The sequence below is a fragment of the Roseibium litorale genome (genome assembly GCF_014842915.1).
GTDB lineage: Bacteria > Pseudomonadota > Alphaproteobacteria > Rhizobiales > Stappiaceae > Roseibium > Roseibium litorale.
Window position 1 is genome coordinate 465,675 of the sequence record NZ_JACYXI010000001.1, and the last position, 11,919, is coordinate 477,593.

At 57.8% G+C, this 11,919-nt stretch carries 15 protein-coding genes; 5 read left to right on the plus strand and 10 right to left on the minus strand.

Annotated elements, in window-relative coordinates; translation table 11 throughout:
• Nucleotides 1-67: 67 nt before the first annotated feature.
• The 3 genes from IG616_RS02450 to IG616_RS02460 all read left to right on the plus strand — a co-directional run bounded on the left by IG616_RS02450 (nt 68) and on the right by IG616_RS02460 (nt 1,702).
• Nucleotides 68-622, plus strand: coding sequence for a DinB family protein (locus tag IG616_RS02450; RefSeq protein ID WP_192146033.1), 555 nt, complete (start codon nt 68-70; stop codon nt 620-622).
• 65 nt (nt 623-687) lie between these two features.
• Nucleotides 688-1,194: a hypothetical protein gene (locus tag IG616_RS02455; protein ID WP_209007231.1), complete on the plus strand. Its 507-nt coding sequence runs from the start codon at nt 688-690 to the stop codon at nt 1,192-1,194.
• Between the two features lie 85 nt (nt 1,195-1,279).
• Nucleotides 1,280-1,702, plus strand: coding sequence for a GFA family protein (locus tag IG616_RS02460; RefSeq protein ID WP_192146035.1), 423 nt, complete (start codon nt 1,280-1,282; stop codon nt 1,700-1,702).
• A 55-nt stretch (nt 1,703-1,757) separates the two neighbouring features.
• On the opposite strand, the gene IG616_RS02465 is transcribed toward IG616_RS02460, so the two are convergent.
• The 3 genes from IG616_RS02465 to IG616_RS02475 form a co-directional block, all read right to left on the minus strand.
• Nucleotides 1,758-2,735 (minus strand): lipoprotein N-acyltransferase Lnb domain-containing protein, encoded by a 978-nt coding sequence (locus IG616_RS02465; protein ID WP_192146037.1) that lies wholly within the window; start codon nt 2,733-2,735, stop codon nt 1,758-1,760.
• A 101-nt stretch (nt 2,736-2,836) separates the two neighbouring features.
• Nucleotides 2,837-3,118 carry a YiaA/YiaB family inner membrane protein gene (locus IG616_RS02470; RefSeq protein WP_192146039.1) on the minus strand — a complete coding sequence of 94 codons (282 nt, stop codon included), beginning with the start codon at nt 3,116-3,118 and terminating at the stop codon, nt 2,837-2,839.
• A 91-nt stretch (nt 3,119-3,209) separates the two neighbouring features.
• Complete coding sequence (locus IG616_RS02475) at nt 3,210-3,887, minus strand: PspA/IM30 family protein (RefSeq protein WP_192146041.1); 678 nt, start codon at nt 3,885-3,887, stop codon at nt 3,210-3,212.
• An 81-nt stretch (nt 3,888-3,968) separates the two neighbouring features.
• Between IG616_RS02475 and IG616_RS02480 the strand changes: the two genes are divergently transcribed.
• Entirely contained in the window at nt 3,969-4,592 is a 624-nt protein-coding gene (locus IG616_RS02480; protein WP_425504136.1) for a TetR/AcrR family transcriptional regulator, read from the plus strand.
• A gap of 84 nt (nt 4,593-4,676) precedes the next feature.
• Nucleotides 4,677-5,669 (plus strand): SEC-C metal-binding domain-containing protein, encoded by a 993-nt coding sequence (locus IG616_RS02485; RefSeq protein ID WP_192146043.1) that lies wholly within the window; start codon nt 4,677-4,679, stop codon nt 5,667-5,669.
• A 19-nt stretch (nt 5,670-5,688) separates the two neighbouring features.
• Here IG616_RS02485 and cckA read toward each other — a convergent pair whose 3' ends face one another.
• From cckA to flgB, 7 genes are all read right to left on the minus strand, one after another.
• Entirely contained in the window at nt 5,689-8,241 is a 2,553-nt protein-coding gene (gene cckA / locus IG616_RS02490) for a cell cycle histidine kinase CckA (protein WP_192146045.1), read from the minus strand.
• An 84-nt stretch (nt 8,242-8,325) separates the two neighbouring features.
• Entirely contained in the window at nt 8,326-9,405 is a 1,080-nt protein-coding gene (gene flhB / locus IG616_RS02495) for a flagellar biosynthesis protein FlhB (protein WP_192146047.1), read from the minus strand.
• Between the two features lie 8 nt (nt 9,406-9,413).
• Complete coding sequence (gene fliR, locus IG616_RS02500) at nt 9,414-10,187, minus strand: flagellar biosynthetic protein FliR (protein ID WP_192146049.1); 774 nt, start codon at nt 10,185-10,187, stop codon at nt 9,414-9,416.
• 16 nt (nt 10,188-10,203) lie between these two features.
• On the minus strand, nt 10,204-10,473 hold the full coding sequence (gene fliQ / locus IG616_RS02505; RefSeq protein ID WP_192146051.1) for a flagellar biosynthesis protein FliQ: 270 nt from the start codon (nt 10,471-10,473) through the stop codon (nt 10,204-10,206).
• 34 nt (nt 10,474-10,507) lie between these two features.
• Complete coding sequence (gene fliE, locus IG616_RS02510; RefSeq protein ID WP_192146053.1) at nt 10,508-10,822, minus strand: flagellar hook-basal body complex protein FliE; 315 nt, start codon at nt 10,820-10,822, stop codon at nt 10,508-10,510.
• A gap of 79 nt (nt 10,823-10,901) precedes the next feature.
• A complete protein-coding gene (gene flgC / locus IG616_RS02515) occupies nt 10,902-11,312 on the minus strand; it encodes a flagellar basal body rod protein FlgC (RefSeq protein WP_192146055.1) in 411 nt (136 codons plus the stop codon).
• A 27-nt stretch (nt 11,313-11,339) separates the two neighbouring features.
• The gene (gene flgB, locus IG616_RS02520) at nt 11,340-11,744 is read right to left on the minus strand and encodes a flagellar basal body rod protein FlgB (RefSeq protein ID WP_192146057.1); all 405 of its coding nucleotides are present in this window, start codon (nt 11,742-11,744) and stop codon (nt 11,340-11,342) included.
• Nucleotides 11,745-11,919 lie beyond the last annotated feature (175 nt).

Here is an 11,919-nt window from a genome sequence, read left to right on the forward strand (position 1 = left end):
GCAGGCAACCAGCTGAAAACACATCTATGCGCTGTCTTGAACGGCATGATTTTGATGAGGCTATTTGATGGATCCGGAGCTTTATCGCGCCTTAGCCCGCTACAATAGCTGGATGACAGGGCGGCTTTACGAGACCTGTGCTGAACTTTCGGATGCTCAGCGGCGGGAAGACCGGGGCGCCTTCTTTAAATCCATCCATTCCACCCTAAACCATATCCTGTTTGCCGACAGTGTCTGGATGAACCGCTTCACCGGGCGCTCTTACGCACACAGGGGCATGGGGGTGGATATTCATGACGATTTCGACGCATTGCGTCAGGCGCATCTTGCCATCACGGATGAGATATCGAATTGGGTTGAAACGCTCGACGTCGAGTGGCTCGCGGGCGACCTGACCTGGACGAGCTCCGACGGCAAGCGGACAAGCACGCGTCCGCGCTGGCTGCTTGTCTCACACCTCTTCAACCACCAGACCCATCACCGGGGGCAAATCACCACCATGCTTTCCCAGTGTGGACTGGACATAGGTGTAACCGATCTGCCCTTCGTTCCAGAACAGACCGGCGCCCACACTACAAAATTTGCGGACACGCCAAACGGCCAATCCGCTGCGGATATTTAGGCGATCATTTCCCGCGCGACTGGCCGGAACAGGCTTAGTTGCCGCTGCAAACCAAGGACCGCGCCATGCGCAATATGAAAACTCTTCTTCAAGTGACTGCCGTTGCAGCCCTGACGGGCCTCGCCGCCTGCCAGAGCACATCTCAGGCCCCCGCCCCGACTGGCCCCGCTCAGCCGACGCTCGACGTGCCGGCTGGCGCGCAAAGTGTCACGATCGCCGCAGACCCGGCAACCATCCGTGCCACGCTGACATCCAGCGCTAAGGAAAAGGGCACCACAGTGGTTCAGGATCAACCCAACATGGTTGTGATGGAGCGCGTAATGAGCGGCGCCAACCCCGCCCTTGATGCCGAGTTCGGACCATCAGATAACGGCACCCGCGTGATCCGTATCCGCGTCCGCTTCTCCGGCTCGGGCTGCCAGACGCTTGCCGTTCAGGATCTCGCCGTGGTCAACAACGTGCACACAGCTCTGGAGCAGAGCTTCGTTCTGCCTGGCAACCCCAATACGCTGGAAAGCCTCAATGGCCTGAAGCGTGATGCGGAACGTAAAAGCGCGTGCCCGCGGTTCTAAGGTTTTGAGGTTGGGGCTGGGTGGAACACTCAGCCCCAAGACACCGGCACAGCCCGGATTGTGATTTTGTGAGGGAGGCAAAGAAGTGACAGCTCAGAATACGAAGACAGTGCACAAGGGCGGTTGCCTCTGCGGCACAGTCACTTTCGAAATTACGGGTGACTTCAACCACTTTTTTCTATGCCATTGCGAACGCTGCCGGAAAGGCACCGGTTCTGCCCACGCCTCCAATCTTTTTGCTGAGAACGCCGACCTGAAGTGGCTTTCTGGCGAAGAAGTAACCCGGAGCTATGCGGTCCCCGGCACCCGCCATGGCCGTCACTTCTGCACCAGCTGTGGCTCCCCCCTGCCCCGCAAAAGCGCGGATGGAAGCCTGCTCGTCGTTCCCGCTGGAAGTCTTGAGACACCGGTAAAGCTACGACCCAATGCCCATATCTTCACTGCAAGCCGGGCAAACTGGGACGAAAGCCTCGAAAACATCCCTGCGTTTCCGGAACTTCCCGCATAAGGGGCGCTTCAACCTCCCAGGCTGCTGACAAAACCCACCGCCGCGCCTTCCGCTCTCACTGGTTCCGGATCACCCTGGAGAAGTCAGCCCCCTCTGGTGCAGACAGCGCTCTGCCGGAAATCAGCGCGGCCTCCTTGCGGTCATCCACCGTGCCTTCGCCGCCCAGCAGTCCCAGATTCAGCAGGTATTCCGGCAAATGGGCGGACAGCACCAGACGCCAGTCCATCGGCAGATCTGGTTGCAAGGCCTTCGCAAGCTGGTAGACCACCGTCGTGCAGTTGGCTGTAAGCGTATTGTAGAAAGCTGGTTCCTTTTCCAGCTTCTGGGACAGTTCAACAAACGAGAGGAACATCGCCTTGCGGGCCTCCGGTCCAAGGGTCAGCGGATACAGCCGAACTTCCTCCCGGCGGTAATTTGTCCGCAGCTTGATGATGTCGCGCTCGGTCGCTCCAATCAGAACCAGTTCAAACTGCCGGAAAAAGCCGCCAATCTCGTTAAAGGCCTCCTGCTTCTCCCTGCGGATTTCCGCGGAAAAGACGATGTGCTCACCATTTGCAAAGCCAAAACTCACCAGCAAATGCGCAATATCCGGGTTACTCCAGACAGATGTGAACATGTCCGCCGATTGCAGCTGATCCAGATCGTATGTGTGCGAGATCCAGCGCGGTTTCGCTTGGGAAGGCGAGCTCCAGTCAAAGTCCCGGATGTTGTTCAGGATAACCTTACTGCCCTCAACCCGCGCCGTAACACCACGGGAAACCTCATCCGCCCAATCCCGGCTCTGAAGCGGCACAATGGTCTGATACCAGCCTGCGACAAACAAGCCAGTGACAACGGCGACAGCCCACCCGGCCCGGCGGGATTTACGGTGAGAAAGGACCGCTGCCAGAACGGCGAGTCCAAGGACGCACCAGCCGATCAACAAGGCTGCGTCAGACAAATGGAACCAGAAGGCTGTCGCGGACCAGAGCGCTCCCCCTGCCATGACGGCAGCAAATAGCACAAGCGGCAGAAACTTCAGGACGCGGATCATGGTCAACTCCCAGGCATGGGCAGCGAATGCCATGCATGACCAGCACGAACAACAAATGCAGGCAGCCAGGCGGGAGGCAGCCCTCCCGCCTGAGATGAAAATCAGTCAGTGTCTTTCCCGGAAACCTCCGCCAGAAGCCGTTCTGTACGGGCATCCTCGATCTTGTTGTAGATTCGGTCGGACTCTTCCTGGTCACGGAAAGCCTTGGTGATGGAAGCCGTTGAATAGACAAGCATCAAGGCAGCCATCGCGTAATAGCCCTTGGCGGAAAAGCTTGCCTCAAGCGACCAGATCCCGCCCGCCATCATCACGGCAGCGACGGCAAAGTTGAAGTAGGTGAAGATGTTCCAGGCGTTGCTTCCCTTCGGCTTGTAAGTGCTCATTTCAAATCTCCTTATGTGCCAGGTCTGGCATTTTGTGGTCAGCACCGCTTCTCACCGGTGCCTTGGGTCGATTTCTGGATGAAGCGGCAGATCAACCTGCCTTGGCTTTCAGGCGTTCAAGCACCTTGGCGGCATCGCTCTGCAGCGGAGAACCGCATCCGGCAGCAGCAAGCCGGGCGGCAATGGCTGCCGCATTGGATTGGCCATTTAGCTCATCGAAGGCCTGCTCCACTTCATCGCAGTGGGTGTGGCGCACCTGCAGCCGCTCCAGCGTCGCCTCCGCTTCCCGCAGACTCGCGAGAACGCCGTCAGGCATGGAGCCCTTGAGCTTGTGTGTCCGCTCGGCCGCGTCTGCGATCTGCTTGCCGCGCTGCAAGGCACGCAGCCGCAGTTCGCAGATCCCCACCTGATCTCGCAGCTTAGTGATCTCCCGGGCATAGTGGTCGATGGCCTTGAGCGTGGCCGCCTGTTCGGCTTCCACATCAGCAATGGCGGAGGCAGCTTCTCCTGCCAGATCATCCCGGCCAAGTCGGATGGCCTCAAGCGCTCTGGTCTCCAGATCCGCTAATTGGGCGGAGAGCCTCTCGGCGGTTTTCTTTTCCCGCGCCGAATAAGCCATCACGACTGCAACAGCCCGTTTCGCTTTTTCCAGACCGTCAGCTGCATCGCGCAACTGCTGGCGTAGAATGGAGAGGGCATTGGCATCGGTGAAAGCCTCCGCAGCATCATGGCTGCGTCCGCGGATCAGGGTCGTCATCATCTTGAACATTTCAACCTCCACTGATATGAACAATGTTCATGAATTCGTTTTAGCGATTGCGTGAACATTGTTCAAGAACTTTTTTGAACAATGTTCACAAAAAGTAAGGGTACGATGGTGACGACCAGGGAAACGAAACGCGCAGAACTCCGGGAACGGCTGATTGATGCTGCGGAAAACGAACTGCAGAACAAGGGCTTGTCGGGATTGAAGGCCCGCGACGTGACCGCCCGGGCAGGCTGTGCGCTCGGCGCGCTCTATAACGCAGTCGAAGATCTCGATATGCTGGTCCTGGAGGTCAATGCCCGGACACTCGCAAACTTGGGAGCGGCGCTGAAAGCTGCCCTGCCCGGCCCGGACGCATCTCCGGTCGACTCGCTTCAGGCCCTCGCCAGTACCTACATCGATTTCGCAATTGAGAACCGGAGACTTTGGCTGGCTCTGTTCGAACACCGGCTGCCAGAGGACAGAGCCGTTCCGGAGCGGCACCGGCAAAGCCATGCGGTTCTGATTGATGGGATTGCAGCGCCGCTGGCTCAGCTTCGCCCGGATCTAGCGCAAGAAGCCCTCTCCCTGCGTGCCCGGACGGTCTTCGCAGCCGTACATGGGGTCGTGCACCTGTCGCTTCAGGGCCAATTCGTCGGCGTGCCTCTTCCTGACCTCAAGGCAGAAGTCCGGGCCTTGGTGGAGATCATGGCAAGACGGGCGGCGTGAGAAAAAACCTCAAGATTTGAAATATAAAAATAAGATCATAAAATCTCATTCAAAAATTGACGCTTATTAGAGATGAGTTTTGTCATGAAATCAAGAAATGAATTATGTGATTGTGGAAGTGGAAAGAAATTCAAACACTGTCACGGCAAATTACCTACACCGACGAGCATGGAAAACTACCCTTCCGATGATGTTCTGCTGGAGTTGCTAAAAAGAGCCGACAGAAAAGGCTTATCCTTGGGGGAAAGTCCGGCCCAACGGAGCTTTCAGAATCCAATCAGAGCACTCCAGGAACTTGGCCAAGAGATTACCGTAGTCATGGGGCCAGGCACACCGCCGACCCTTGAGCGCGCTCGCCAGCTAAACAATAACTTATTTATTCCAAACGAACTAAAGCAGCGTGCAAGCCATATAGGCGTTTTTCTATTTCGGGACATGTTTTGCAGGCTTCACGCACCAATCGTACTTGGAGAGGTTAATATAAATTTTTGGGATTTGGTAGATCTATCAAATTTTCAGAAGGGCTGGCTATCGGACACAGAAACTGAACTATCAATATTCGTTGATCAAGCCGCCGATATTATTGATTTTGGCCACGGTTGGTCCGAGTTCTGCGGCTATCAGAATCCAGATTCGCGCAGTAGGGACTTGATTTGGCGATCTCATATGCAACTCGAAGCAGCTGCGGCCACCGCGACTTCAACATGTGACTTCCGTGGCACAATACAAAGCGCCCTACTGGGCACAGAGTTAGCATTGAAAGCCGGGCTGGCAGCTCGGGGAATTTCAGACGAAGAATTAAGAAACCCCAGAGAATTTGGGCACAATCTAGAAGCTGCAGCCGCTAAGCTTGGAAAGCTATGCAACGATTTTGATGCTGATCGAGTGACACGGGTAGTGAAGACTTTCCCAAATTTCGTGAAAGTAAGATATACAGATCCCTTTCCATCAAGAAATGAAACTGGCCATATTCTTATGGGAGCACAGTACGTCGCATCCGAAGTGACGCGACAGTTTACTGATCGCAACATCCGGAAGGATCAATCCCAGCTTAGAGCACGCAGCTATCCTAAATAGCGGTTAGACACGTGCTCAATCAGCTGTTCAGCACATCCTTCACCGTCGTCGCGAGCTGCTTGAGGGTGAAGGGCTTGGGCAGGAAGAAGAACTTCTCGTTCTCCGGCAGGTTTTCCTCGAAAGCGTCTTCCGCGTAGCCGGAGACGAAGATGATCTTCAGGTCCGGCTGGGTCTTGCGCAGCTCGACGAGAAGCGTCGGGCCATCCATTTCGGGCATGACCACGTCGGAAACCACCAGATCGATCTTGCCGCCGGCCTCTTCCATCACCTCAAGCGCTTCCGTGCCGGAGGCGGCCTCATAGACCGTATAGCCGCGTGACGCGAGCGCACGGGCCCCGAAGGCGCGGACGGCTTCCTCGTCCTCCACCAGCAGGATAGAGGCGGAACCTGTGAGATCGGCAACCTTCTCGCTCTCGGCTTCCTTCGGCTTGACGACCACTTCCTCGACCGCTGCCGGAATATGGCGCGGTAGGAACAGGCGGAACGTGGTGCCCACATCCACCTCGGAGGTGCAGAAGATATAGCCGCCGGTCTGCTTGACGATGCCATAGACGGTCGACAGGCCAAGGCCTGTGCCCTTGCCCACTTCCTTGGTCGAGAAGAACGGATCGAAAATCTTGGCCATGACCTCCGGCGGCATGCCGTGACCGGTATCCGTCACCTCGATGAGCATGTAATCGCCCGCGGGCATGCCCCGTGTGTTCTCGAACTGGGTGGATTCCGCCTCAGTCACATTGCTGGTGCGGATGGTCAGCTTGCCGCCCTCGGACATGGCGTCGCCCGCGTTGACCGCCAGATTGACGATCACCTGCTCCAGCTGGTTGATGTCCGCCATGATCGGCCAGAGATCCCGGCCATGGATCACCTTCAGTTCCACCTTTTCGCCCAGCAGGCGGTCGAGCAGGATGGAAAGATCAGCCAGAACATCATTCAGATGCAGCTGCTGCGGGCGCAGGGTCTGCCGGCGCGAGAAGGCCAGCAGCTGGCGCACAAGGCCTGCCGCACGGTTGGCGTTCTGCTTGATGTTCATGATGTCCTGGAAAGACGGATCGGTCGGACGGTGGCTGGCAAGCAGCAGATCCGAGAAACCAATGATCGCCGTCAGGACGTTGTTGAAGTCGTGAGCGACACCACCGGCCAGCTGGCCGATGGCCTGCATTTTCTGGCTCTGAGCAAACTGGGCTTCAAGGGCCCGCTGCTGAGTGGTCTCCAGCGCATAGACAATGGCCGCTTCGCCGTCCCCTTCCCCGTCGCGCACGGCAGAGACATAGAAGGTGGCAGAGCGCGGGTCGTTGCCATCGTTCAAGGCAATATCGATGGGCGCGATTTCGCCGATGCCATTGGCCGCAGCGTTCAGCGCACGGCCCAGCTCTTCCCGGCCACTGGCAGCAACATAGTTCTCCAGCTTCGGCGGTTCACCAGAGAGATCGACAGCACCGAAGAGGCGCAGGAACGGCGCGTTGGTGCGCAGCACCCGGCCTTCCTCGTCCAGCGAGGCGATGGCAATCGGCGTGTTGTTGAAGAAGCGCGCGAAACGGACTTCCGCAGCGCGCAGGGCCTCTGAGACTTCTTCCCCGCGTGAGCGGTTCAGCACCAGGGTGCGGCTGTCACCTGGCTGGCCGTTTTCGCCGAAAGGAACCCGGTGCAGCAAGCGCACCGGCAGGCTGCGGCCATTGCGGGTGACGAAGTCGAGATCAAAGGTCTCACTCTTCACCTCGCCAGCCAGCCCCTTCACCGAGCGGATCAGCTCGGTGCCGTCGCCCCGCACGATATCGCCAAGGCCGAGATCACCTGCCTCGAACTGGGCAAGGTCATGTCCCAGCCAGTCGGCCAGGGTTGCGTTCAGATAGAGGATCCGGCCTTCGCCATCACAGGAGAAGAACCCTGCAGGGGCGTGGTCGAGGAAATTGATGACACGCTGCAGCTCCTGGAAGGAATTCTCCTGATCTGCCCGGTCCCTCGTGATGTCGGCCAGTTGCCAGACAGACAGGCGGCGGCCCGAGCCGCCTTCCTTGCGCGGAACCTGAAGCGGACGCACGGAAACGCGGTACCAGCGCGGATTGCCCTCATGCCGGCCAAGCGGATGATGCATGCGGATTTCTTCCTGAGCCCGGCGCCCCTCACGGGCGGCCTGAGACAGTCGGAAGATCGCATCGGCAGCATCCGGGTCGGAGGAGAAGACCCGCTCCATGACACGGATGGCCGAGACCGTCTCGGCGCCGGTCAAATCGGCATAGGACTGGTTGGCATAGAGAATGCGCCCATCCGGGTCCGTGATCAGGGCGCCATCGTCCAAAGAGTTCAGGAAGGCTGCTGCAACAGGATTACCCTGATTGCGGGTGCCGAAGCGCAGGAAACCGATAGCCCCTGCGAACATGCAGAAGACCCCAACGACTGCCAGAATGCCCAGCAAGCCGACAACGAAAGGCTGGGCCTGCTCCTTGCCGGCAATGGCAAAGCCGGCGGCTGCCGCCACCAGCGCCAAAGCCAGTCCGATCAGCAGCCAGATGTTTCCGGTCCTTTCGGGCCGGTCAATCATCGGCTCTCCCGGAGCACCGTCCAGTTCACTCATTCCTGTAACTCCCCGGCTCGAATCGTTCTGATGAGCCATCCCAAAGCATTCTGTGCAATTCACCGGAATTCAACCGGCGCAGGGCTATTTCCGGCGCCCCCCGGCGCGTTTCCGCATCTTAAAGACGAAGCCGATCACTTCGGCGACAGCCTTGAAGTGCTCTTCTGGAATTTCCTGTTCGATTTCGACGGTCGCATAAAGCGCACGGGCCAGCGGCGGGTTCTCGATCACCGGCACATCGTTCTCCTTCGCGACCTCGCGGATCCGGAGCGCGACCGCATCGACACCCTTGGCAAGACAGACCGGAGCCCCCATCCCGGTCTCATATTTCAGCGCCACAGCATAGTGGGTCGGGTTTGTGACCACCACTGTCGCCGACGGGACCGCCGCCATCATGCGCTTCCGGCTCCGCTCCTGGCGCAACTGCCGGATCTTACCCTTGATATGCGGATCCCCTTCGGTCTGCTTGTACTCTTCCTTGACTTCCTGCAGCGACATGCGCTGCTTCTCGTACCACTTGTGCCGCTGGTAGAGCAGATCGCCGCCTGCGACCAGGGTCATGACCGCAAGAACAGCAGCAAGAAGCTGGAGTGAAAGGTCGCGGGTCTCCTCAAGCACGATATGAACATCCGCAAAGAGCATGAGCTCCGCTTCGTTCTTATGCGGCAGCAGCACCGCCGTCATGATCGCACCGACAATGGCGATCTTCAAAATCCCCTTGGCGAAGTTCACCAGACTTTCTGAGGAGAACAGGCGCTTGAAGCCAGACAGCGGCGACACCTTGGAAAATTTCGGCTTGATCGGTTCGGCGGTGAAGACGATCTGATGCTGAACAAGGTTACCCGCTACTGCCATCACGGCAATCACGAGAATGGGCACGGAGACGATCAGGGCAACGGACTGGCCGGTATCGCGCCATAGTGCCTTGAGAGCCAATCCATCCATCGGAATTTCATGGGCGTGCTCGATATAGCCCCTCAGCGACCCTCCCAGTGACGCCGCCATGTCCGGCAGGAAAATGGCCACCATCAGCGTGCTGCCCGCGAGGGTAAACCACGTGCTGACTTCCTGCGATTTCGGTATGTCCCCCTTTTCATGCGCGTCTCTCAAGCGCTTTTGCGTGGGGTCCTCGGTTTTCTCCGAGTCATCGGATCCGTCTGACATCGGGCCTCCTATCCAGCGATGAACTTGCCGATCGCCTGCTGGAAATGCTCCAGATAGACCGACATGATCGTGGTTATGAGGATGAGAAGCAGAGCAAGCCCCAGCGCAATGTTTACCGGCATTGCGATGAAGAAAATCTGCATTTGGGGCATCAGCTTATTGAGAAGGCCGAGACCGAAATAGAAAACGAGCCCCACGACGATGAAGGGGGAGCTCAACTGGATTGCGATGGTGAAGACACCGGATAAGGTCTTGGTTGCAAGCTCGGCTAAATCCGAGACCGGCAGCGATCCTCCGGGCGGGAACAATTGGAAACTGTCATGCAGCGCGGCAATCACAAGGTAGTGGGTGTCGGTCACGAACACCAGCGTAAGGCCGAGGATCGACAGATAGTTGCTGACAAGCGCGCCCTGCTGACCGGAGTTGGTCACATCAGCGCCCAGCGCCATGGACAAGCCGATCTGGCCCGCGATGATCACACCGGCGATCTGAAGCGCATTGGTGATCAGCCGGGCGCAAAGTCCGACACCGAAGGCAACAGCGAATTCCTGACCAAACAGGATCATCAGCCGCGCCGGATTTTGCAGCAGCCCGGCAGGATAGAGCGGCGACGCCAGCGGATACATGACCAGCGTCAGCATCAGGGCAATGCTCAGGCGGATACGTGAAGGGATTGTCCGTTCGCCCAGGGCAGGCAAGAGCATGACCAGCGTCCCCAGACGCGCGAACATCAACATGAAGACCGCAGCCACCTCAGGCAGAAAGGAAAGCTGCAAGGTCATCCGCCCCCTCCTGCGCTCATGAGGGCGCAACGAGGATCATTTCACCGATCCGCGCTGTGAAGGAGGCAAGCAGCTGGCCCATGAATGGCAGCGTAAGAAGAAGGGTGACGAAGATGGCCAGGATCTTCGGAACGAAAACCAGCGTCATCTCCTGAATCTGCGTGAGCGCCTGGAACAAAGCGATAATCACGCCGACCACGAGACCGACAAGCATGGTCGGCCCGGCCACGAGGATCATGGTCCAGACCCCTTCCCGCGCCAAGTCAAGCACTTCTCCGCCGGTCATGACTTACCCTTCACCAGATACCAGCTTCACACAATCAGATCGACATTCTCATGATCTCTTCATAGGCAGAGATCACCCGGTCACGGACCGTCACCATGGTCTGCAGGGCCGTTTCGGTTTCCGCGATGGCGGTCACAACGTCCACCACGTCGGTCTTGCCTTCCAGCATGCCGATGGACTTTGCATCCATGTCACGGCCCTTGTCGACAACAGTTCCGACGGCCTGCTCGACCATCTGACCAAAATCAGCGCCGCTGCGCGCTGCCAGCATGTCGTCGGGCTTGCTGGCCTGCTGCGTCAGCCGGGCAGCAGTCTGATAGGCATTGCTCGCAAGAGAAGGAGTCGCCATGGCTTGATCGCCTTTCATATTTCTGAGTTTGCGGCCCGGCACATCAGACCGGAAGGTTTAAGGACGCTGAAAGCCGGTCTCAGGACTTCAGAATATCGATCGTCCGCTGCAGCATGGTGCGGGTCGATTCAATCACGTTCAGATTGGCCTCGTAGGACCGCTGCGCCTCGCGCATGTCGACTGTTTCGATCAAGGTGTTCACGTTGGGCAGCTTGACGTAGCCATTGGCATCGGCAGCAGGATGTCCCGGCTCATAGCGGGTATCGAAGTCGCTCTCATCACGCGCAACCTTGCCAAGTTCAACTTTTTCCGCACCCAGTTCCTTGTCGAAATGGGATCTGAAGGTCGCAATCTTGCGCCGGTAAGGATCATCCTGCGGCGTCCGGCCAGTTGAGTTCGCGTTGGCGACGTTCTCGGCGATGATGCGCATGCGCCCGTTCTGCGCCTTTAGGCCAGAGGCGGACACCAGCAGAGACTTGAGCAGATCCATTTGAGTTCTCCTGCAGCGTCTAGCGCGTTAAGCGGACTTGGACAGAGCGGTCTTGATCAGGCCAAGACTGCGGGAATAGATCGATGTGGCGGCCTGGAAATCCATCTGGTTCTGGGTAACGAGCATCATCTGCTCTTCCAGATTCACGTTATTCCCGCTTGGCGTCACTTCGAACATGTCCTGCTCTTCCACCTTTGCCTTGTTCCCGCCAGTCATCGCGCCGGTGATGTGTCCCGACTTGGTAACTGCGGTCTGAAGACCGAATTCCTTGCGGCCAATGTGATCCGCAAAAGCGAAATCCTTCACGTCCTTGGCCTTGTAGTGCGGCGTATCGGAGTTCGCGACATTCTCCGCCAAAACGCCCTGACGCACCTGATGCCACTGCATCTTGGACTTCAGAGCCTGAAAGATCGGCAGGTCGGTCAGAGCCATCTGATTCACCCTATCGTTAACAAACTAGGCAAAGATTGCCGCTTTAAAGGTTAACGAAAGGTTAACACGCATGTGCCGCTTTAACCATTACCCGCCAAAACCCGTGGACGACAGCATATTCCGTTTACCAATTGCAGCTGGAAACGCGCCCGGCACAGGAAAATTGTGCCTGGCT